Raw genomic sequence first — 21,345 nt, 5'->3', positions numbered from 1 at the left:
CGTGATGGAGGTGTTCTAAGTGGAATGCGAGTATTTTGAGAAAATAAACCATCGTAAGTATGGTGAACTCCTGGCTGAAACTGGACACTGGCTTATCATCCTGGCCCCTGATCAGAGGAACCTGGGAACCTGCGTTGTGGCCCTTAAAAGGAATGAAACCGAACTTTCTGGTCTGAATGCCGATGAATGGGCTGACCTGGCATTTGTTGTCAGGAAACTGGAATTTGCTGTTAAAAAGGCGTTCCATCCCACCATGTTCAACTGGGGCTGTTTGATGAACTCTTCCTATCTTGAAGATCCTCCTTCACCCCATTTACACTGGCATTTCATCCCCCGTTACCAGGACACCGTGGTATTCCATGGTAAAACATTCGAAGATCCCTGTTTCGGTAGGAGCACCATGCATGACCGGGGAAGATCAATGAAACTTTCAGAAGAGTTCACAACCAAGATCAAAAATGAAATAACAAAATATCTGGAAATTTAGGTTAGTTACTGTAGCTTATTTGCAACCAACCACTGGTAGGTATTCAACTGGCCTGAAAATTATCTACTGACCGGTAAAATAAATACCTGAGAAATACCTAAAAAACACTTAAATACAAAAAAAATCAACTAGTTTATAGGTTTCAACTAATTCTTGTTGGAACATTTAATTACTATTTTACTTATGCCCTGATAGTGTAGTGGATATCACGTAGGATTGCGGATCCTATTACCCGGGTTCAAGTCCCGGTCAGGGCACTACCACTCTCTGATTTTTAGAAATAAATTTATTCTTCAATGTTCAAAATATCATTCAGGTGATTAAAAATGGGGGAAGAAGAACTAATCAGTTATTGCGGGCTTTACTGTGGTGATTGTTTCGGTTATCATGGTAAAATAGCTTCACTTGCAGATGAACTGAATACAGAACTTAAAGAGATTAATTTCAAAAAAAATGCGGATTTTTTCGCAGAAATACCTGTTTTTAAAGCATTTAAGAATTATGATAGCTTTGTAGAGCTATTAGAAACTTTGAAAGAACTTAAATGTGAGGGTTGTAGGACTGGGGATGGACCTCCTTTCTGTGAAATCCGGAAATGCTGCGGTGAAAAAGGTATTATGGGTTGTTGGGAGTGTGATGAATTTAAAGATTACACTGAATTAAAAGAGTGTGAGAAACTTCAATTTCTAAAAACCCACGGAGATGGCCATATAAAAAATTTAGTGATATTAAGGGATAGGGGAGTTGAAGAATTTATAAAAGGGGATAGGAACTGGTAAAACAATTTTTGTAAAATAATTTTATCTTTTTTTAAACCTAACCTCTTCATTTTTATTCAATATTATACTTTTATTCCATTCATCCCTGGTTTCCGGATAATCCCCACGATAATGTGCCCCTCTACTCTCCTCACGTATAATGGCAGATTTAGTGACCAGTTCCGCGATTAAAATCATGTTTTCAAGTTCCAGGGCGTCTTGAAGGTGCCGATTATAGCCAATAACATCAGGAACAATCATGCGGGTCATTTTCTCTTTAAGTGCATTGATTCTTTCAAGAGCAGATTTCAGACCTTCTGACTGTCTGATGATAGCCACATCATTCCACATTACTTCCTGCAGTTCTTCTTTGAGCTGGAAGGGATAGTAATCTCCATCTTGGAATAGTTTAGTAATTCTTCCCTGTTCCATTTCTACAGAAGCAGGGTTCAATGTGAATTTCGATTTTGATACATTTAATGCGGCTGTTTCACCGGCTCGTTTTCCAAAGACCTGGGTGTCAGCCAGTGCATTCCCACCTAGGCGGTTAGCTCCGTGAACTCCTCCTGATGCCTCCCCTGCCACGTATAAATTAGGGATGTTGGTTTCACAGTGTGGGTTTATTCTGGCCCCTCCCATGAAGTGATGGGCTGTGGGTGCTACTTCCATTGGTTCTTTTCTGATGTCTGCTCCCACGTCCTGGAATTGTAGGAGCATGGTTTCCAGTTTTTCTTCAATAACTTCTGCAGGTAGATGAGTGACATCCAGATATACCCCACCATTTTCTGTACCTCTGCCTTCCATTATTTCATTGTAGATGGCACGGGCAACCACATCCCTGGTGGCCAGCTCTCCGCGAGGGTCATAGTTAGCCATGAACCTTTCACCCTCAGAATTTATGAGTTTACCCCCTTCCCCTCGCACTGCCTCAGTTACCAGGACTCCGCGACGGGAATCCGGGTATAACATGCCAGTGGGGTGGAATTGGACCTGTTCCATGTCCAGAAGATCGGCCCCTGCATTCCATGATAGGGCATAGCCGTCTCCTGTTTTTTGTAGGGCATTGGAAGTCACTGGATAAATCCAACCTGCGCCTCCAGTGGTTATGATGGTTGATTTAGCCAAAAAGGTTACAAAATGGGTGTTTGATAATGATATTCCACACGCTCCACCTACATTTCCTTCACTGTCCTGTAGGAGGGTGGTGATCATGACCTCATCTACCGTTTCTATATCCAGACGGGTTACTTCCTCTCTAAGGGCAGTCATCATCTCATGACCGGTGCGGTCCCCCTGGAAACATGTTCTGCGGTAGGTTTGGCCTCCAAATGGCCGTTGGTTCAGTTTTCCTGATTCCTGGCGGTCAAATAATGCTCCATAACCTTCCAGTTCAGTTAACCTGTCAGGTGCTTCTTCCACCAGGACATGTACCAGTTCCTGGTCATTTAGGTAGGCCCCCCCTTTGAGGGTGTCATCCAGATGGGCTTGTGTACTGTCTTCAGCATCCACATAGGCAAATGCTGCATTGTATCCTCCTTCTGCCAGGGTGGTGCACCCTGATTTATATGATAATCCTTTGGATACTATTATTACATCTTTTCCATGTTTTTTGGCTTCTATGGCTGCTCTGCATCCGGCTCCTCCGGATCCGATCACCAGCACATCAGTAGAGTAGGTCTCCTTTTCCATGATATGAGATTGCACCCGGTTTTATTTAAGTTTTTAAAGTAGGCCAACAGAAGTTTAAGAGTACAATTAAAAACAAATATAAAAATGATCTTAAACAATTTCTTATTATCTTATAACCACTAGGAGGATGTGCAGTGAAGAAGAAGGAGATATTGAAACTGGCAAAGAGGGATTTTGAAAAGGCCTGGGTAAAATCTGGCCTGAACCTTAAAAAACCCCATCATGATGACGAATATCCTCGACTGCACCTTAAAACTGGGCAAACTCACCCGTTAAATGACACCATTGCCAAATTAAGGCAAGCATATCTTTTACTGGGTTTTTCTGAGGCTATCAACCCATTATTCATTGAAGATGATCATATTTACCGTCAGTTCGGACCAGAAGCCCCTGCAGTTTTAGACCGCTGTTTTTATCTGGCTGGCCTACCACGTCCCGATATAGGGATCGGAATGGATAAAATTGAGCAAATAGAAGGATTGGGAGTAGGCTTAGATGAAGATAAGATCCAGTCCCTGAAAGAAGTGTTCCGCAGTTACAAAAAGGGCAATACCAGTGGGGATGATCTGGTACACGATGTTTCTGTTGCCCTGGAAGTGGAAGGGGAAACAGGTCTCAGAGTACTGGAGAGAGTTTTCCCAGAACTTAAAGAACTCACACCCATCTCCAGTAAAACCACTCTACGTTCACATATGACGTCAGGATGGTTCATAACCCTGGAATCAATGGTTAAAAATTATCCATTGCCAGTAAAACTGTTTTCAATTGATCGTTGCTTCCGTAGAGAACAACGAGAAGATGCAAGTCACCTCATGACTTATCACTCAGCTTCGTGTGTCTGGATGGATGATGAGGTATCTTTGGACTTAGGAATGGCTGTGTCTGAGAGTTTACTGGAGTATTTTGGTTTTAAAAAGTTCAAATTCTTACCTGATGAGAAGAAATCCAAATATTATATTCCTGGCACCCAGACTGAGGTTTACGGTTACCATCCCCAATTAAACGACTGGGTGGAAGTGGCCACCTTTGGATTATACTCCCCCATAGCCCTGGCAAGATATGGAATCGGCCAAGAAGTTATGAACCTTGGTGTAGGGGCAGAAAGGATGGCCATGATCCTGGGAGGATATGAAGACATCAGGGAAATGGTTTACCCCCAGACATATACTAAAAGAAGTCTTACTGACCGTGAATTAGCATCTATGCTTCGTATGAACCTTTATCCTGTGACTGATGATGGGAGGAAACTTGCAGAATCCATTATTAACACCGCAAGGGAACACAGTGATGCAGAATCACCCTGTGAGTTTACCATCTTTGAAGGAGAGTTTTTGGATAAAAACATTGCTGTCAAGATCGTGGAACCAGAAGCAGGCACCAAACTACTGGGACCAGCCAGCTGGAACCGAATATATGTTTATGATGGGAACATTGTGGGAGTGCCCCATCCCCGCACCCTCAACACTGTGCAACCACTGGATGATGTGATTGAAGATATCATTGATAGTATGGGGAATGAGATCGTGGATGATCTGGCTATACAGGCACTTAGAAAGGGCATCCCAACGGGTATCACCTACTTGGATGGGGTGGCAGCTCAGGTTGCCTATCGTGTGGAGGAAATGGTGGTTAGTGGGGAAGAATCTACTCGTTTAAGGACAACAATAGCCAAATTACCCTCTGATGTTAACCTTAAACTGGATGATGTGGCCATGCGTTATATCACCAGTAAAAACAAGGTTATTGACATTCGTGGCCCTATATTCTGCACGATTACTGGGGAAGTTAAAGATTGATCCGTGATGAATACTAATGTGTGTGGAGATAATTGGAATTCTATTACACTGAACAATGGTGGAATATGAAAGATAATGCCTTCTATTAACCTTACCCAACTTTTAACCAATATTCAACGTTCATTAGCAGACAAGGTGGTCCAAAAAAACTGTTTCAACAACATTACGAAGGTGGCAGGTGTTGATGTTTCATTTTCCATTGATAATGAAGCAGTTGCCGCTGCTGTGGTTCTGGAAACCGAAGGTCTGGACCTATTAGAGAAAAAAACAGTGGATATTGAATTATTTTTCCCATATATGTCTGGTTTTTTAGGTGTAAGGGAGGTTGATGCTGTAGTTTCTGTTGTTAACTCCCTTGAACATGATTTTGATGTTTTGATGGTTAATGGCCATGGGGTTATGCATCCTGCAGGTTTTGGCCTGGCTTCCCATGTGGGTGTACTTATGGATGTTCCCACTATGGGTGTGGCAAAAAGGTTAACTGGTGGAAGTTATATAATGGAGGCCACCCAAAAAGACCACACCCCCCAAGAAGTTCAACTTTTAAAACAGGATAATCGTGTGGTTGGGGCCTTTTTTAGGGGAATCTATGTGAGTGTTGGCCATAAAATGTGCCTTGAAACCGTCTTAGACGTTGCACTGCAAACAAGCATCTACAAAACCCCTGAACCTGTAAGACAAGCCCATATGCTGGCAACTGAAACCTTTAAAAATCAGTTAAAAAAGTGTTGATGATTTAAAATATTGAGGATTTAAAATGGAAATTATCGGAACCGTAGTCTCTGGAACAGGTAAAGGCAGTTATTTCATGTCTTTGGAATTTTATAAGGAGAAATTTCTGGAAAATCTTGGCTTTGAACCATTTCCTGGGACTCTTAACCTGAAAATTTCAGGAAAAGATGCCAAGTCATTAAATGATCTTGATGATGAAATGGGGATCATTAAGGGTGACGAAGGATTTGGTGATGTTAAATTTCTAAGAGCTCAGTTAAACGGAGAAATGGATGGAGCAATCTTGTTTCCAGTTAAAACCCAACATTCCAGTAAGACTTTGGAGTTCGTGGCCAGGGAAAAACTCAGGGAAAAACTCAAACTTGAAGATGGAGATGTGGCCACCCTTAAAATAGAATAAATGATTTGCTGAATCAGATTGATTATTGGTTTTGAAGATTTAATATATTACAAAAACCAATCAGTAGACGTGAACAACGGAATTGAGTTTAAAAAAATAATAACCAATTTACTACGGAAAAAATCTAATCCTGTGATTATATGATAAAAAAAGCAGTAGAAGCGTTTAAAAATGGAGAAATAGTTTTAATATTTGATGATGATAACCGTGAACGGGAAACAGACATGATCATGTCTGCAGAGTTCATGACCCCCTCTCATATGACCACCATTAGAAATGATGCTGGTGGACTGGTTTGTGTGCCTATATCCTCAGAAATCTCAGATCAGTTGGGTATACCATTCATGACCGATGTAATGGAAGCTGCCACTGATAAATATCCAGTTTTAGGTGAATTATCACCTAATGACATTCCTTACGATGAGAAATCAGCATTCTCCATAACCGTGAACCACAGAAAAACCTTTACTGGCATCACCGACAATGACCGGGCCTGCACCATCAAAGAACTTGGATTTTTATGTAAAAATGGGAATTTCGCTGATTTTGGCAAATATTTCCGCGCCCCAGGACATGTAACTCTTCTTAGAGCCACTGAAGGCCATGTTTTAAATAGAAAAGGACACACTGAGATGAGTGTGGCCCTGGCAGAAATGGCAGGGTTAACTCAGGTGGCAGTTTGTTGTGAAATGATGGATGATGTGACTGGTAATTCCATGGTCACCGACGATGTGGCCAAGTATGCTAAAAACCATGATCTTGTGTTTTTAAGCGGTGCAGAATTAATTGAAGGTTACCATGAATTTAAAGACATTTAATTTACCTTAAAAAAATATTGCCTTAAAAAATCCATGCTATAACATTGAAATCCATCTAAAAAAAAATTTTCAATGGTCTGTAAACATTAATGATCTATGAAAACCCCACGAAAATTAGTTCATGAAATCCTTTAATATCTCTTTATAGGATATATAACCATCGAAATATGGTTTTTGAGCCATTTTCATAATTCCGGCAACATCCAGATGTTTTTCAACAGTTTCCATAGCTTTCAGGCAAAAGTCTTCCAGTTTTATCTCCACCTCAGGAGTTCCTCCCCGGGCAGCCAACTGGGTCTTGGGAACTCGGCCCACCCATTCAAGTCCGGTGGTTTTTTTAAGATAATCTGATGCAGTTTCAGCTATTCCTTCATGGTAAACCTTGTTTAAGATAACTCCGGTGGTTTTTATACCTAAATTATCCATGATATTCACATGAGAGGCCAAATCAACGGCGGCAGTTTCAATACCACCCTTGTTACAGCCAGTGACCAGTAATGTGGGAATATTTCCCGCCCTAGCAATTTCAGCTGCTGAAAATGGAGTTTTTTCGTTCAAAAGCCCTGTGAAAATGCTCATAACACCTTCTATTAAAATTAGATCATAATTTTTTCCTTTAACATTTCTAATTACTTCTTTTAAGTCTTTCCAGCCCAGGCCACCTATCTGGATGGATGAAAAGTTCTCCATTTTCTCTTTATTCAAGTAGAGTGCTGGTACCAGGTCCCTTATATCCGGACCAACCTTTAGCACCCCCACCCGGTAACCTTTTTTCCGTAGTGCCCCCACCAGTCCAGTGGTTAGGAATGTTTTCCCAGAATCAGATCCGGTGCTGGCAATCATAAGAAATGGAGGCATTTGTGAAATATCATTTAAACCTTTAAAAACACGATTATCTGAGTGAATATCCCACCCTATCCCTATTTCTCCTTTGATTTTCTCAACCAGATCTTGATTGGCTGATTGAATCTCCTGAATATCTCGTTCATCTGTATCCAGGTAAGCTAAAATGTTGTCCCTGAGGGAGGGGTTTTCATCCAAGGATGCGTGGACCATGGTTCCCACCACATTACCCTCATCATTCCGGACTCCTGAAAGTATTTTCCGAGGATTATCTGTGTAATCCGTCCTTTTAACCTTTGAAAAGAAGACTGGTTGTGCATCACCCTTTATATCACCATAGGTGTGGCAGTGAAAACCAGTTACACTTTCTCCAATCATTCCCTTAGTCAGAAAGGATTCATCCATTACTTCAGCTTCCACTCTATCAGTGCCTATGAGGGGATGAAAGGTAACATCTAGTATTCCCAGGCCAGGTCGTTCCACTGGACAGGGAGATTTCCGCCCAATATCTGTTTTATGGGCAAGAACCTGGAATCCAGAGCACATTCCCAGTATGAATTTGCCCTGGTTGTTCATTTTCCTGATGACATTTTCAACTTCCGGGCTGATGCTCACAGACTCCATGATACTTCCACCTGGAATTATGAGGCCATCCAAGACTTTATGACCTTCTTTACCATTTACCAGACCATTATCCTTTAAAACATGAGTAGGTAACTCTCCGAAGTTCTCGAAGTTGGGTAGTGATCCTTTAACATAAAGGATGCCTATTTTTTTCATGAAATCCTCTTTTTAGTCGTTTAGGTAATTTAATTAGGATTTTAGATATTCACTATTTTAGATATTCGCTTTTCTAAAAAAATATTCAGTTTTCTAAAATAAATAAAATATTAAATATGTTAATTCAGTACTTCATTGGCAGCCATCAGTTTAACTATTTTTTCATCATCCAATGGTTTGGCCTGTAACTGCATTCCCACGGGTATTCCATTAACATCCCCAGCAGGGGTGCTGGCTGCGGGTATGCCTGCCAGGTTGGCTATTACTGTCAAGATGTCATAGGCATACATTTCCATTGGTTCCAGTTCCGTGCCCACTTTATGGGGTAGTTTAGGAACGGTTGGACCTACCAGCACGTCAACATCCTTTAAAAGTCCGGTTATTTCTTTTCTTATTAGTGAACGGGCCTGTAATGCCTTTTTATAATATTTGCCACTGAATTCTTTCTGGCTGATGTATGATCCCATGTATATCCGGCGCAGCACTTCTTCTCCACACACTTCTTCGATGCGTTCACCATATTTTCGACCATCATATTTTCTGGTGGCTGAGAAGAACTCCACATAGTTTATGAGGTAGTAGGTAGGCAGACATAATTTGAGATAATCAAAGTTTAATTCAACTACTTCCGCCCCTGCCTCTTGCATTTGCTGGATGTTTTCTTCAATAATATTAACGATTGCCTCATCAGAGACATCAAAGAATTCCTTTACTACACCCAAACGCATGCCTTTAAGTGCATCTTCTGAATCAGCTATGCTTTTGGTGAACTCTGGCACCTGCCAGTTGATGGTGGTACACTCACGACGATCCTCCCCAGCGATGACCTCTAACATCAGGGCCACTCCACTGGCATCCAGAGAGAAAGGACCAATCTGGTCAAAACTCATGGCCAGATCCAGTAGTCCTTGGCGGCTTACCACACCATAAGTTGGTTTGAACCCCATCACTCCACAGTGCGAGGCAGGATTACGTATAGATCCACCAGTATCAGAACCTAAAGCAATATCACACATGCCAGAGGCCACTGCTGCAGCACTTCCACCACTGGACCCACCAGGAATTCTGCCTGGTGCCCGGGGATTATCTGTGGGGCCTCGGAATGATGTTTCAGTGGAACTTCCTGCGGCAAATTCGTCCATGTTGGTCATTCCAATAATTATCCCGTCTTTATCCTTTATGCGCTGGACTACTGTGGCATCATAACTACCAATATAGTTTTTCAGGGTAGGAGAAGCAGCAGTGATATGGAAATCTTCTACATTGATATTGCTCTTTATTCCTACAACTAAACCAGCCAGTTTTCCAACTTTTTCACCATTTTTAATCTTAGAATCTATTTCTATAGCTTTTTTGCGAGCATTATCAATGTTTATCTCTAAAAAAGCGTTAATTTTAGGGTTATCCTTGTTTATTTTTTTGATAAATCCTTCCAGATTTTCTGATGCGGTTGTTTTGTGATTCCTGATTGATTGTGATTTTTCCAAAATATTCATATTCCCACCCAAGTACGTGAGTAGCGATCTTTCTACACTTTATTCATTACCATTGTTGATTTAGGAAATGAATCTTATTATATTTACCATTGGTTCACCAAGAGTGGTTAAGTGAAAAAGAATAGTTATCTTTTCCCATTTAGTTTAATCCCATTTAGTTCAATAATTCAAAAGATGAAACAAATTCCCCAGATCAAGGACTCCTAACATGTAAAGGACCATTATGAGTATTGGTTGATGTATTAAATAAATTATAAGAGAGTGCCTGCCAAGAAAACTGAATATTTTGATTACCAGATTTTTTGAAAGGTCTGGAAGGGGATATCTCCTCTTATATTTAGTGTATAAAACTTTCCCAATGAACAGGCCCAGTGAAACCACACCCAACCAGGGAAATAAGGGGAAATAATCTACTGTGACAAATACGCTAGGTTTCAAACCCAACCACAAAAGCCAGGGATAGTTAACTGTGAATTGAGCCACTATGAAACCAATGATTATGAATACAATCCCCAGGACCAAGTTAAGGTATTTTTTATCTAAAAATGGATACTCCAGTATTATGGCAATTCCAATGAAATGCAGGATTCCGAATACTATGAAGTCCTGGGGGATGAATATCCAGGTGATCAGGGTGATGAACAGGCCCAGAATTAAAAGTTTCACCCCTCTTTTCATGTATTTGGGGAATAAACTGTTTTTCCCCTGATCTTTACGTATAATATCTGCACGAGAGTAACTTAAGGTAAGGGAAATCCCCACCAGAAAAATAAAGATGAATGCAATTATTCTGGGGAAAATCCAAAAAGTTCCTGAGGATAAGTTCAGAGAATATATTCCAAAATAGTCCAGATCGAACATTAGATGATAAGTAACCATCATCAATATGGCCAGTCCCCTTAAAACATCTATTTCCCAGAAACGTTGATGAATATCCATGCAAATACCTGCAGTTAATTTAAATTCTCTAAATATCTAATAATTTGGTGTTGTTGAATTGAAACTTGGACCTACTTTGTAGTTATATGCAAGTTATCGTTGGGTTATTATTAAATCCATATGCACCTTTATTTCCTAAAAAGTGTTTCTAGCTGCACAAATAGTTAAAGTTAAATGTTTAGGTCGTTATAATAAAACACCGTGAAATTCCTGTAAATACTGTTACTCAAGTATTGATTATTCAATTTGGATTAACTTGAGGTGGGAACATGTCTGGAACTCTTTTATTAAAACAAAGTGAAATAAAGAATCTCATAACCATGAAAGAAGTTGTTAGTGCTGTTGAAACAGCTTTTAAGGCTTTTGCCCAACGTGATGTTCAAATGCCTCCTAAAGATTATTTATTTTTCCATGAAGGAGATCTGAGGATTATGCCCTGTTACGTACGGAGCACAGAGGAAGCTGGAGTTAAATGTGTCAATGTTCACCCCAAAAATCCTCAGAATCATAACATACCCACGGTAATGGCCATCATCGAACTCATAAATCCTGAAACAGGATTTCCAATGGCAGTTATGGATGGAACTTGGGTAACAGACATGAGAACCGGTGCAGCGGCCGGTGTAGCCACCAAATACTTAGCAAGACCAGATTCAGAGACATTGGGAATAATCGGAGCAGGGAAACAGGCATGTGCTCAACTGATGGCTCTTAATGAAGTAATGAACATTAAAAAAGCCAGGGTATATTGCAGGACATGTAGCACCAGAACTAACTTCGCCAAAACAGCATCTGAATTATATGGTTTCGATGTGGAAGCTGTTGATTCTGTTGAAGATGCGGTTCGTGATGCAGATGTAGTTGTAACCACCACCCCATCCCGTAAACCAGTTATAAAGGCTGAATGGATTAGTCCAGGCACCCATATCAATGCCATGGGCGCTGATGCACCTACTAAACAGGAGTTGGAAACCAGATTGCTCCTTAACTCAAAGATCGTTATAGATTCATGGGATCAGGCCAGCCACAGTGGGGAGATCAATGTTCCTGTCTCTCAAAAAGTTCTTAAACAGAAGGATATCCATGCCAAAATTGGGGAAGTGATCATTGGTAAAAAAAGTGGCCGAGAAGATAATGAGATCACTATTTTTGACTCCACTGGTCTGGCTGTTCAGGATGTGGTAACTGCAGGAATGATTTACAAGAGAGCCAAGGAACAAAACATAGGTACAGATTTCAATTTTATGGAATAAATGGGAATAAAATTTTAGGGCAGAATAAACCCTTTTATTTACCTTTTTCTTCGTTTATGGGACATTTATCTATAATAAATTTTTTTGGGAAGATGTTATGTTATTTATTCTTAGAATGTAAATTATAGAATGTAAGTTATGGAAATTTATGATTTGAGGAGTTTATGATTATTAATGTGGATTGAAGTTTTATTATTCGCCGTAGCATCTTTTTGGGTTGGTTTATCCGGTGCAATGGTCCCAGGGCCAATGCTCACTGTCACCATCTCTGATTCCTTGAAAAAAGGCTACAAAGCCGGACCCCTGATTGTTCTGGGACATTACATTGCCGAAATAACTCTGATGATACTCCTGGTGCTGGGGCTTGGTTGGGCCATTGGATCAAAGACAGCAACCATGATAATCGGGGGTTTCGGTGGTTTGATGCTTATTTATATTGGTTATGTCATTGCTAAATCCCCAGTGCCCTCAAAAATTCCTGGAGAAGAAGAATCAACTGAAAAACGAGGATCAATCATTAGTGGGATAATAACCAGTGTTACCAACCCTTACTTCTACCTATGGTGGGCTACTGTAGGTTGGGCTTTCATGCTTAAAGGAATAGAACTGGCAGGGGTTATCGGGGTTCTAAGTTTTTTAGTGGGCCACTGGGGTGCAGATCTCACATGGTACAGTTTAGTCAGTTTTTTCACCAGCAAAGGACGACACGTGCTGCCTGGAAAACGTTACAAAATCATGATGATTGTTTGCGGTGTTTTCCTGGTACTGTTAGGGGTTTACTTCATATACTCCACATTAATAGCGTAAATGGGGAAAATGAAATAATTCCAATCCTTCTTTCAAGGGGGATGTAATTATTTAAGTTATTGTATACTATTAAGGAATATGAAAGCAGTAGTTTTTGATAACTCCGGAACCCTGATTTCAAGATACCGGGCAATTAAAGATATCAAATCTGGACTTATCAGTGATCACACCAGTTCCATTGATCTGGTAGATCAGCATCCTTACCGGGCCCTGGTCGTTCTGCAGACTGATCCTTCCACTTGCATTATAAATGCACGTTCAAAACAGAGTATCTACCAATTTATTAGTAGGAACAATGTTCCATTTGATATAAGCTATTCTTCTCTGGACATCGATAAAAATAAATTATTAAATATTATAAAAGATGATAAAACCCAAGTCAGTGATATTCAAGATACCATCAGAACGGTTATTGACAAAGGATACAACGTACAGATCTGCAGTGGTTCCGGTTTTATTGTGGACTTTCATAGTGGCCAGATCGAGTTTACCATTACCGCTGGTGGAAAAATATTCCCTGAAGTCCCTATGGTAGTGGAAAAACTCAAAAGGAGAGGTCTTCGTATCTTTGTTGCATCAGGAGATCGGACCAAATCCCTGGAACAATTAGCCAGTTTCATTCACATTCCAACTGAAAATGTCTTTGGAACTGCCCATTCCAAAAGAAAAAAGGAAATTGTGCAAGAGCTCAAAGGAAACTATCGGGTTATGATGGTGGGTAATAGCGCCAACGATATCCTGGCGCTTAAAGAAGCAGATGTTGGTGTTTTAACCACACAGCAAGATGAAAATCCATCTGCTAAAGTTTTGAATGCTGCTGATTTTGTGGTTGACAACATTAAAGATGTTTTAGATATCGATTTTTAACTATTTTAACTTAAAATTGGATATTGTAAACCTGACTGACTATTGAAAACGTTTTAATAACGGAATAGCCAGATAAGCCAGGCTTGTCCAACCGTACCCATAAGTTTTAAAAAAGGGGATGAAAGTAAGGCCCAGTGCAATTAGGGAAATTGCAGGTAACATTAAACTTATCTTTAATGAAGATTTACTCCCCTCAATTTTACTTTCATCCACCAGGTCACTGCGAATGGCATGGCGCCAATTGAGGAACAGGAGAAATCCTATGGCAAAGAGGTTCAGATCAAAAAATACGTTGGAAATCTGGAAATTACCATATTCCCCTACAAAAAATGCGGAAAATGGAACTAATGCCACAAAAAGCAACCAGAATACCATTATCCACAATAAAACATTGTCGGCATTTTTAATCCTATTAAATTGATTATGGTTTATCCTCCAGAAAACAGCTAAAAGGATAAAACTGATAAAATAACTGTAAAAATTAGGTAAAAGATCATATAACGCCCCGTATAGGTCTGCTTCAGTGGGATTGGCTATTGATGGTACGGTTATTCCCAGAACTAAGAGTGTCATGGCTATGGCGAAAATTCCATCAACCAGGGTTTCTATACGCTTGACATTAATTCCTTCCGGGTTCATAACCTGATTATTGTCCTGCAACTCACTAACCTCGCCTTTGCATACTCGAATTAGCCTATAAAGATCTTTCCAAACTCTTAATGGCACTGCGAACATCCCTGTCTTGCAGGAATTTGTAGGCTACTAAGAGACCTATCAGTAACAAAGGCACCAGTATATCCAGAACTAGAACTGTCCCTACATTTCCAGGAGCATAGTTACCTGTAGAAAACATGTTACCTATGTGACATATGGCATCACCCAGGAGGAAAATAGAAACACCGATTACCGTAGCAGTCCAGAAGTTTTCTCTCACCCAATAACACAATATTCCCAGAACCCCAAATGCCAGGTTAGCAAAGGCTATTTCCTGTTGAAACGGACTTCCCGGAGCCCACCCAATATAAGAAGCTGTTTGAACCGCGAAAAATGTGTGGCCTATGAATGCCCATAAAGAACTGAAACCAACAGTGATGACCAGAAAAGAAAGAAGGAATGTTCTAACAATTTTTTTAAAGGTCAAAACTCGTTTGGAATAAAATTGTACTATCAGGATTACTAATGCTCCGATAATGCCCAGTATTAACCAGATATAAGCTAAGTCCATTTAATAACCCCCTCAAATGGCCAAAGTTAACTATAACCATAAAATTAACACTTTAATATTGCCTTCCATTCTCATTTATTTAATACCTTGTTCTGGGAAAAAAATGGAAAAATTTATAACCTATTTCTTTAACTCACACACTACAATTTCAAAAGGATTTAAACCTTATAATCTACCCAAAAACAAGAAATGGCACTTATACTGTTATTAAATTATATTTTTGGGTTCCAAAGCCAATTTTTTCCGCGTATCTGATTTGTACTCTACCATCAACATCTTCCCACACCCCTCTGAATTTATCACCACCTTGATGGTGTTGATGTTCAAGTAAGGAGCCTTCCAATCCCATTTGCTGGTTCACCAGATCATAAGATGCTGCATCCAAAGCAACTGGATCTTTAGAGGCTATTATTCCAATATCCGGAACAATTGCTGTGTCACTGAAGGCTTCGCAGTCACAGTCAGGAGTAATGTCCATGAGGAAATTAATGTAACCCACCCTTCCTTTTTTATGTTTAACCGCCCCGTAGGCATATTCTACCATTCTTTCTGAAAATTCCGGCAATGACTTTGAATCTAACTCGATAGCGGATTCTGGACAGTTAGATATGCAGTTATTACATGCTATACATTTTTTCATGTCAATTTCTGCCTTTTTATTTTGAAGGGTTATCACTGATATAGGACAGGAGTCCACACAGGTCCCACATGCAGTACATTCATTGTTTATAACTGGTTTGGAACATTGGTGTTGTTCCACCTTCCCAGGAGCAGCAGAACATCCCATGGCCAGGTTTTTTATGGCTCCTCCAAATCCACTCATCCCATGACCCTTAAAATGGGATAAAACCAGCATACTATCAGCTTTTTCAATGTCTCCTGCTATTTTAACATCCTGAAAATGTTTTAAATTCACATTCACAGAAATCCAGTTATTTCCTCGAATTCCATCAGCAATGACTAGCGGCACCCCAGTAACTGCATAGGCAAAACCATTTTTTATGGCAGTTTTGAGGTGGTCAACCGAATTATGGCGGCTTCCATAGTAAAGAGTGTTGGTGTCGGTTAGAAAAGGTTTAGCCTGGCAATCCAAAGTTTTTTCAACTATTGAACTCACCAAAACTGGTTTAAGAAATGTGTCGTTGCCTCTTTCCCCGAAGTGAAGTTTTATGGCAGTTAAATCTCCGTTCTGAATGAATTCTGCAAAACCCACCTTATCAAATAATTGTTGTATTTTGCTGATTTTGTTTTCTTCCTTGCTTCTGGAACGAAAATTAGAAAAATACACTTTGCTAGACATAACTCATAACCCCATTAAGTGGTTCTTTTATTTTATATCTATTTTTTTACTATCTGGTGTGAAATTTATTTTTAGTTTATTTATCAAGACTCAAAATGACTTTTCTACTTTTTAAAACATCTTCATAGTTGTTAAGTTCTATTATTCCCAGATCAACCATATTAATTAGTTTCAAATCAAGTGTGCCCTGGCCTAGTGCAAGGTGCTGGTCTTTTTCCCCATCATTATCATTCAAATGGTAGTAATGAATATTTTCCAGTTTTAGAAAGGATTCGGGATCTCCTGTGGTGTTAGCATGTCCCAGATCTACGGTTCCATGGCAGTTGCATTTATCCAGGAAGTAAGCATGTTCTTGGGCAGTGTTACAGAAGTAGGCATATCTATGGGGCATGTTCTCCACGGAAAATATAACATCCACATCTTCAGCATATCTATTGGCTTCAGTGAGGGTTTCTAAAGAATAAGATTTTGCCATATTCCTTACCCGATCTTCAAGGCGGTGTATAAGTCCAGGGTGAGTGGTTATGGCCTTAGCACCAATTTTAACTGCCATATCTAGAGTTTCTTTAAGTTGTCGGAGCGTTTCGTCCCTTATGCCTTTATTTAAACTGGCAGGGTTGAGATCAATGGTGGGTGTGTGCAGGAAAACGTCTATATCATAAGAAGAAAATATTTCAAAATTTTCCCCAATGTTAAGCATGTTTCTAGGCCAATAAGGGCCTTCACAAAGTATTTCAATTAGGTTAAACCCATCTTCAGTTGCTATATCTAAAAATTCCTCAAAGGACCCCATGAATAATGCCAGGGTGGAAAATCCGATTTTCATGTTTCACAATTTTCTATCAGAATTGTGATATATCTTTCGAAAAAGTTTCCCATTTGATCCTATCAAAAACGGATCCTGAAAGTTTTTTTTTATCGCAGTGGTGGCGGACTGATTGCTGCATTTGATCCTACCAAAAAAAAAACAAATCCTGAAATCATACTGGTAAAACCGACCCATTTATATAGTGCTAGTTACATTAGATTATATCCCAACACAATATATCATATTTTGATATATTAAAAAGTTATATATCAAGATTATATGTAAACATCTCTAATTGGAGTTCTAAAATGGTAAAAGAAGATTCAAATGCTGTAGAAACAGGAGATGATGGAAAAAAGCATGATTTTGAATGTGAAATCGAAAACCTACCCAAATATGATAAAAAAATGATCAAGGGATTCATGAGAGGTTTTGGTAACATCATGATCCTGTGGCTCATCAGCAGGAAACGACAACATGGATATGAAATAATGACCCAACTACATGCCGCATCACCCCTGGATAAAAAAATGCCCAGTGCCAGCGTAATTTATCCTGTACTGCACAAATTGGAAAAAAAAGGACTTATAAGCGGGAAATGGGAGCATCAGGGTAAAAGAAAGGTTAAATATTATGAAATAACTGAAGAAGGAGAAGCTAGCCTTGATCGCATACGACAGATAATTGTCCATGGCAGAGAATTAGGTGCGACTGACATGTGGAAAGAATTCATGGGAGACATGTTCACCCTCAAAAGAAGTTAGGAGATATGTTTTATGAAATACGCCATAGAAACCTTCGATCTTACCAAACACTATGGAGACTTCACAGCGGTGGATGAACTGCAGTTGAAGGTTAAAAACAAAAGTATTTTCGGTTTTTTAGGACCTAATGGAGCAGGTAAAACCACGACAATTAAGATGTTAACTTGCCTAATCCCACCCACATCCGGAACCGCACATGTGGCAGGTTATGACATAATAAAAAATCCCAACGAAGTTCGCCATAAAATAGGGATGGTTCCACAATTAGTGAGCCTTTATGCTGATCTTACAGCTCGAGAAAATGCTGAACTCTGTGCAGATTATTACGGAATGCCTGAAGACCTTAAAGAACAGAGAATTGATGAATTGATGGAATTGGTGGACATTAAGTACGCAGAAAATAAAATGATCAAGCAAATGTCAGGCGGGCAGAAACAGAAGGTATCTGTAGTTGCCAGTCTGGTGCACCAACCAGACATTCTCTTCCTTGATGAACCCACCATTGGCCTGGATCCCACCACCAAAAGTGTACTGTGGGATCTTATCGATGAATTAAACCAGAAAGGTCATACTATAATTCTCTGCTCACATGACATGTACGAAGTGGATATGCTGTGTGACCATGTGGGTATAATCAACCTGGGAAAATTGGTAGCATTTGACACTCCCCAGGGCTTAAAAGACACTATACTTACACAGGAAAAAAGTGTTGAGAGCAATATAGGAAAAATTGTACGTGAAATGGAGGATTCTCCCACCAATGACAGTGAAAATCCTTCATTCTGCAAGTTAAAAGAAGTTGTTAATGAATCTGAAATAGATAAAGCCAGGGAAATGAGTTTAATGGTCACTAGTTCAGATAATGAACTGATTAACAAATTATCTCAAATCCCCTGTGTTCTGGATATTGAAACCCACCGGTCGGGTAGGCTGGCCTTTAAACTGGCCAACACCAAAACTGCAGTGACCCAGGTTATTGCTGCAATTATGGAAAGTGGAGGTAACATAACCTCAATTTCAACGAAAGACCCTTCATTAGAGGATGTATTCATGAAAGTTACCATCAAAAAGCCCAAAAAAGGAGAAGGTGAAGAGGAATGAAAAAGGTGGAAACCAAAAAAATCATATGGATGATTAAAAAAGACTTATTAGTCCTGTGGAGACATAAACCCCGTTTGTTCTCCATTTTCCTTTTTCCCATACTCATGATCGCCCTTTTCGGCTATGGTATGGGGGGATCCATTGAAAACGTCCCCATAGTTGTGGTTAAACAAACAGATGGTCAGATGACTGATACCACCATTAACGCCATTAAAAATAGTTCACTTTATGATGTGAAGGACATAATTGGCGACCCTCAACGGGGGCGGGAAATGGTAGAATCTGGGCAGGTCAAAGCAGCCATTATATTACCTTCAGATTATGAGGATCTTAACGATAGTAACTCCAAGTCAGTGGTAGTTTACGTTGATTCATCAGACCAGATGGCAACCAGTGTGCTGGTTCCGGCAACACAGGCACTTTTCAGCCAGATGTCTGCAGAAATTGGGATGCAAAAGTTGGAAGCCTTGCAAACACAATCTGCAGCCCTTCAGGTGCAGTCCCAGGGAGTGCAAGCTTCTTCTGGACTATCTGGCATAAACTTCCAGAACATCATGAACTCCATCAATTTCCAGATCAACAAGATCTATGGAGATATCAAATACATTGACTTCTTGGTGCCTGCAATTCTGGCCATGACAGTTATGATGGGTGCTATGATGAGCATGGGAGAATCCCTGGCAGGTGAACGAGAACGAGGTGAGTTAGCCCGGTTATTCATGACTCCTACCAGTGTTTCTACTGTGGTGGGTGGCAAAATAATATCCAGACTCATCATTCAAACAGCTACGGCCATGGTACTGCTTGCTGCAGCCATAATACTGTTTAATATCACCATAGCAGGTAGCATATTACTCACCATACTCCTCCTGATACTTACCGCCTTGTGTTTTGTGGGTTTCGGAATAATGGTCTCGGCACGGGTCAGTACTCAGGAAGACTATGTTCAGATGGTAATGCCCTTCAGCATGCCTATGATGTTCATATCAGGAGTATTTTATCCTCTGGAAACCATGCCCTGGATATTCCAAAAAATAGCATACATCGCACCATTAACCTATGCTAACAATGCATTAAGGGCGGTTATGTTACAAGGAGCTGGAATTGGAGACATATGGGTTGAATTAGTTGTTCTCCTGGGCTTCACACTACTATTCTTTGCAATGGGTGTAACCCGATTTAACAGAGACATCTAGGAGAGTAAGGATTATTAAAAATGTAATTTGAATCAGGTGAATATTATGAATATTGGAAAAAAACAAATAATCTTAGGAGTTATGATAACCTGCCTTCTGGCATCACCTGCTGCCGTTGCAGGGGCAGATTGGAACATGTTCCATGAAAATGCTCAACGCACCGGTTACCTTGATCAGGCTGCTGATTTCACACCCACTGTCTGGTACTTCAGCACCCAGGGTGCCATAACATCATCCCCCGCCATCTTAAACAAAATAGCATATTTCGGTTCAGAAGATGGACATGTATACGCAGTTAATCTGGAAGATGGCACTAAACTGTGGGATTATAAAACTGACGGCGCTATTGTATCATCCCCAGCAATATCCGGAGACTATTTATATGTAGGATCAAATGATGGGTATCTTTACGCACAAGATATTAAAAACGGAGATGTTAAATGGAAATACAAAACTGGTAATTCCATAGAATCCTCCCCCATAATTTATAACAACACCATTTATGTAGGTTCAAATGATGGGAGGGTCTATGCTATTGATGCAACCGATGGTAGTAAAAAATGGGAGTACGAAACTGGAAATGCTGTTAAATCATCTCCAGTTATCTCCAGTGATACTTTACTTGTTGGATCAGATGATGGTAAGATATACGCCCTAGACGTTGCCAATGGAAATAAAACCTGGGAATACACAACAGGAGATAAAATTGAATCATCTCCAGCAGTGATGAATGGTGTGGTGTACGTTGGATCAGATGATGGTAAAGTGTATGCTGTTACCATCAACAACGGAACCCTTAAGTGGAACTATGATATGGGAAAACCAGTTGCCTCTTCACCTGCCATTGACACCTATGATAACAGTTTGTTTATCGGTGCGGATAACGGCAGAATGGCCTGTTTAGACACCCGAACCGGAGACGAAAAATGGGATTATAACACCAGTGGAACAGTAAAATCATCTCCAGCTATTGTTGATAACAAAATAGTCTTCGGATCCGACGGTGGAGCAGTTTACATATTAAACAAATACAACGGGAACGAAGAATGGACTTACAACCCAGGTTACGGTATTATTAACCAGCCCATACAATCATCTCCTGCAGTTTACGGAAATATGATCTATATCGGTGCAGGTGACGGATCCCTATATGCCCTGAACAATGACAAAATGAGTGGTCCAACATCTCTATATGCCTACTACATAGGAGGAGCCATAGTAGTTATCATTGCATTCCTAGTAGTGGTTAGAACCATCCGTAACAGAAGGAAAAAAGAAGAATAAAG

The 21,345-nt window shown here is 40.1% G+C and carries 21 protein-coding genes and 1 tRNA gene; 14 read left to right on the top strand and 8 right to left on the bottom strand.

Annotated features, from left to right (window positions below):
* Positions 1-19 precede the first annotated feature (19 nt).
* From J2743_RS01180 to J2743_RS01170, 3 genes are all read left to right on the top strand, one after another.
* On the top strand, positions 20-487 hold the full coding sequence (locus J2743_RS01180; RefSeq protein WP_209624559.1) for an HIT family protein: 468 nt from the start codon (positions 20-22) through the stop codon (positions 485-487).
* A 185-nt stretch (positions 488-672) separates the two neighbouring features.
* Positions 673-744, top strand: a tRNA-Arg gene (locus J2743_RS01175).
* Positions 745-813: 69 nt separating this feature from the next.
* A complete protein-coding gene (locus J2743_RS01170; protein WP_209624557.1) occupies positions 814-1,266 on the top strand; it encodes a DUF3795 domain-containing protein in 453 nt (150 codons plus the stop codon).
* A 21-nt stretch (positions 1,267-1,287) separates the two neighbouring features.
* Here the strand turns inward: J2743_RS01170 and tfrA are convergent, their stop codons facing one another.
* Positions 1,288-2,934 (bottom strand): fumarate reductase (CoM/CoB) subunit TfrA, encoded by a 1,647-nt coding sequence (gene tfrA, locus J2743_RS01165; protein WP_209624555.1) that lies wholly within the window; start codon positions 2,932-2,934, stop codon positions 1,288-1,290.
* Between the two features lie 134 nt (positions 2,935-3,068).
* Here tfrA and sepS point away from each other — a divergent pair, with 134 nt between their 5' ends.
* The 4 genes from sepS (at position 3,069) to ribB (ending at position 6,680) form a co-directional block, all read left to right on the top strand.
* Positions 3,069-4,730, top strand: a complete 1,662-nt coding sequence (gene sepS / locus J2743_RS01160) for an O-phosphoserine--tRNA ligase (RefSeq protein ID WP_209624553.1) — start codon at positions 3,069-3,071, stop codon at positions 4,728-4,730.
* 75 nt (positions 4,731-4,805) lie between these two features.
* Positions 4,806-5,462, top strand: coding sequence for an endonuclease V (locus tag J2743_RS01155; RefSeq protein ID WP_209624550.1), 657 nt, complete (start codon positions 4,806-4,808; stop codon positions 5,460-5,462).
* 25 nt (positions 5,463-5,487) lie between these two features.
* Positions 5,488-5,862, top strand: coding sequence for a DUF120 domain-containing protein (locus J2743_RS01150; RefSeq protein ID WP_209624548.1), 375 nt, complete (start codon positions 5,488-5,490; stop codon positions 5,860-5,862).
* Positions 5,863-6,002: 140 nt separating this feature from the next.
* Positions 6,003-6,680 carry a 3,4-dihydroxy-2-butanone-4-phosphate synthase gene (gene ribB, locus J2743_RS01145; protein ID WP_209624546.1) on the top strand — a complete coding sequence of 226 codons (678 nt, stop codon included), beginning with the start codon at positions 6,003-6,005 and terminating at the stop codon, positions 6,678-6,680.
* A gap of 114 nt (positions 6,681-6,794) precedes the next feature.
* Here ribB and J2743_RS01140 read toward each other — a convergent pair whose 3' ends face one another.
* From J2743_RS01140 to J2743_RS01130, 3 genes are all read right to left on the bottom strand, one after another.
* Positions 6,795-8,303 (bottom strand): nucleotide-binding protein, encoded by a 1,509-nt coding sequence (locus tag J2743_RS01140; protein ID WP_209624544.1) that lies wholly within the window; start codon positions 8,301-8,303, stop codon positions 6,795-6,797.
* A 119-nt stretch (positions 8,304-8,422) separates the two neighbouring features.
* Positions 8,423-9,799 carry an Asp-tRNA(Asn)/Glu-tRNA(Gln) amidotransferase subunit GatA gene (gene gatA, locus J2743_RS01135; protein ID WP_209624542.1) on the bottom strand — a complete coding sequence of 459 codons (1,377 nt, stop codon included), beginning with the start codon at positions 9,797-9,799 and terminating at the stop codon, positions 8,423-8,425.
* Positions 9,800-9,958: 159 nt separating this feature from the next.
* Entirely contained in the window at positions 9,959-10,738 is a 780-nt protein-coding gene (locus tag J2743_RS01130; RefSeq protein WP_209624540.1) for a heparan-alpha-glucosaminide N-acetyltransferase, read from the bottom strand.
* A 269-nt stretch (positions 10,739-11,007) separates the two neighbouring features.
* On the opposite strand from J2743_RS01130, the gene ala reads away from it, so the two are divergent.
* The 3 genes from ala to J2743_RS01115 all read left to right on the top strand — a co-directional run bounded on the left by ala (position 11,008) and on the right by J2743_RS01115 (position 13,665).
* The gene (gene ala / locus J2743_RS01125) at positions 11,008-11,991 is read left to right on the top strand and encodes an alanine dehydrogenase (protein WP_209624538.1); all 984 of its coding nucleotides are present in this window, start codon (positions 11,008-11,010) and stop codon (positions 11,989-11,991) included.
* Between the two features lie 174 nt (positions 11,992-12,165).
* Entirely contained in the window at positions 12,166-12,798 is a 633-nt protein-coding gene (locus J2743_RS01120; RefSeq protein ID WP_209624536.1) for a LysE family transporter, read from the top strand.
* A gap of 78 nt (positions 12,799-12,876) precedes the next feature.
* The gene (locus tag J2743_RS01115; protein WP_209624534.1) at positions 12,877-13,665 is read left to right on the top strand and encodes an HAD family hydrolase; all 789 of its coding nucleotides are present in this window, start codon (positions 12,877-12,879) and stop codon (positions 13,663-13,665) included.
* A gap of 39 nt (positions 13,666-13,704) precedes the next feature.
* Here J2743_RS01115 and J2743_RS01110 read toward each other — a convergent pair whose 3' ends face one another.
* The 4 genes from J2743_RS01110 to J2743_RS01095 all read right to left on the bottom strand — a co-directional run bounded on the left by J2743_RS01110 (position 13,705) and on the right by J2743_RS01095 (position 17,016).
* A complete protein-coding gene (locus tag J2743_RS01110) occupies positions 13,705-14,391 on the bottom strand; it encodes a TMEM175 family protein (protein WP_342451622.1) in 687 nt (228 codons plus the stop codon).
* On the bottom strand, positions 14,360-14,890 hold the full coding sequence (locus J2743_RS01105) for a DUF6790 family protein (protein ID WP_209624532.1): 531 nt from the start codon (positions 14,888-14,890) through the stop codon (positions 14,360-14,362). The genes J2743_RS01110 and J2743_RS01105 overlap by 32 nt, the downstream gene beginning before the upstream one ends.
* A gap of 196 nt (positions 14,891-15,086) precedes the next feature.
* Entirely contained in the window at positions 15,087-16,190 is a 1,104-nt protein-coding gene (locus J2743_RS01100) for a DUF362 domain-containing protein (protein ID WP_209624530.1), read from the bottom strand.
* Positions 16,191-16,266: 76 nt separating this feature from the next.
* On the bottom strand, positions 16,267-17,016 hold the full coding sequence (locus J2743_RS01095) for a sugar phosphate isomerase/epimerase family protein (protein WP_209624528.1): 750 nt from the start codon (positions 17,014-17,016) through the stop codon (positions 16,267-16,269).
* 290 nt (positions 17,017-17,306) lie between these two features.
* Here J2743_RS01095 and J2743_RS01090 point away from each other — a divergent pair, with 290 nt between their 5' ends.
* From J2743_RS01090 to J2743_RS01075, 4 genes are read left to right on the top strand one after another with little or no spacing between them, the layout of a single operon-like run.
* Positions 17,307-17,762, top strand: a complete 456-nt coding sequence (locus J2743_RS01090) for a PadR family transcriptional regulator (protein ID WP_209624526.1) — start codon at positions 17,307-17,309, stop codon at positions 17,760-17,762.
* A 12-nt stretch (positions 17,763-17,774) separates the two neighbouring features.
* Positions 17,775-18,863: an ATP-binding cassette domain-containing protein gene (locus tag J2743_RS01085; RefSeq protein ID WP_209624523.1), complete on the top strand. Its 1,089-nt coding sequence runs from the start codon at positions 17,775-17,777 to the stop codon at positions 18,861-18,863.
* Complete coding sequence (locus tag J2743_RS01080) at positions 18,860-20,059, top strand: ABC transporter permease (RefSeq protein WP_209624521.1); 1,200 nt, start codon at positions 18,860-18,862, stop codon at positions 20,057-20,059. The genes J2743_RS01085 and J2743_RS01080 overlap by 4 nt, the downstream gene beginning before the upstream one ends.
* A gap of 45 nt (positions 20,060-20,104) precedes the next feature.
* On the top strand, positions 20,105-21,343 hold the full coding sequence (locus J2743_RS01075) for an outer membrane protein assembly factor BamB family protein (protein WP_209624519.1): 1,239 nt from the start codon (positions 20,105-20,107) through the stop codon (positions 21,341-21,343).
* The last annotated feature ends 2 nt before the right edge of the window (positions 21,344-21,345 follow it).

Source organism: Methanobacterium petrolearium, from assembly GCF_017873625.1.
Taxonomy (GTDB): domain Archaea; phylum Methanobacteriota; class Methanobacteria; order Methanobacteriales; family Methanobacteriaceae; genus Methanobacterium; species Methanobacterium petrolearium.
Note: the sequence above shows the minus strand (reverse complement) of the source record. Positions and strands in the feature narration are given on the sequence as shown.

Excerpts from the sequence above, each read along its gene's own strand:
- J2743_RS01170 (WP_209624557.1), top strand. The coding sequence starts at position 814 with ATGGGGGAAGAAGAACTAATCAGTTATTGCGGGCTTTACTGTGGTGAT.
- tfrA (WP_209624555.1), bottom strand. The coding sequence starts at position 2,934 with ATGGAAAAGGAGACCTACTCTACTGATGTGCTGGTGATCGGATCCGGA.
- J2743_RS01155 (WP_209624550.1), top strand. The coding sequence starts at position 4,806 with ATGCCTTCTATTAACCTTACCCAACTTTTAACCAATATTCAACGTTCA.
- J2743_RS01150 (WP_209624548.1), top strand. The coding sequence starts at position 5,488 with ATGGAAATTATCGGAACCGTAGTCTCTGGAACAGGTAAAGGCAGTTAT.
- ribB (WP_209624546.1), top strand. The coding sequence starts at position 6,003 with ATGATAAAAAAAGCAGTAGAAGCGTTTAAAAATGGAGAAATAGTTTTA.
- J2743_RS01140 (WP_209624544.1), bottom strand. The coding sequence starts at position 8,303 with ATGAAAAAAATAGGCATCCTTTATGTTAAAGGATCACTACCCAACTTC.
- gatA (WP_209624542.1), bottom strand. The coding sequence starts at position 9,799 with ATGAATATTTTGGAAAAATCACAATCAATCAGGAATCACAAAACAACC.
- J2743_RS01130 (WP_209624540.1), bottom strand. The coding sequence starts at position 10,738 with ATGGATATTCATCAACGTTTCTGGGAAATAGATGTTTTAAGGGGACTG.
- ala (WP_209624538.1), top strand. The coding sequence starts at position 11,008 with ATGTCTGGAACTCTTTTATTAAAACAAAGTGAAATAAAGAATCTCATA.
- J2743_RS01120 (WP_209624536.1), top strand. The coding sequence starts at position 12,166 with ATGTGGATTGAAGTTTTATTATTCGCCGTAGCATCTTTTTGGGTTGGT.
- J2743_RS01115 (WP_209624534.1), top strand. The coding sequence starts at position 12,877 with ATGAAAGCAGTAGTTTTTGATAACTCCGGAACCCTGATTTCAAGATAC.
- J2743_RS01105 (WP_209624532.1), bottom strand. The coding sequence starts at position 14,890 with ATGGACTTAGCTTATATCTGGTTAATACTGGGCATTATCGGAGCATTA.
- J2743_RS01100 (WP_209624530.1), bottom strand. The coding sequence starts at position 16,190 with ATGTCTAGCAAAGTGTATTTTTCTAATTTTCGTTCCAGAAGCAAGGAA.
- J2743_RS01095 (WP_209624528.1), bottom strand. The coding sequence starts at position 17,016 with ATGAAAATCGGATTTTCCACCCTGGCATTATTCATGGGGTCCTTTGAG.
- J2743_RS01090 (WP_209624526.1), top strand. The coding sequence starts at position 17,307 with ATGGTAAAAGAAGATTCAAATGCTGTAGAAACAGGAGATGATGGAAAA.
- J2743_RS01085 (WP_209624523.1), top strand. The coding sequence starts at position 17,775 with ATGAAATACGCCATAGAAACCTTCGATCTTACCAAACACTATGGAGAC.
- J2743_RS01080 (WP_209624521.1), top strand. The coding sequence starts at position 18,860 with ATGAAAAAGGTGGAAACCAAAAAAATCATATGGATGATTAAAAAAGAC.
- J2743_RS01075 (WP_209624519.1), top strand. The coding sequence starts at position 20,105 with ATGAATATTGGAAAAAAACAAATAATCTTAGGAGTTATGATAACCTGC.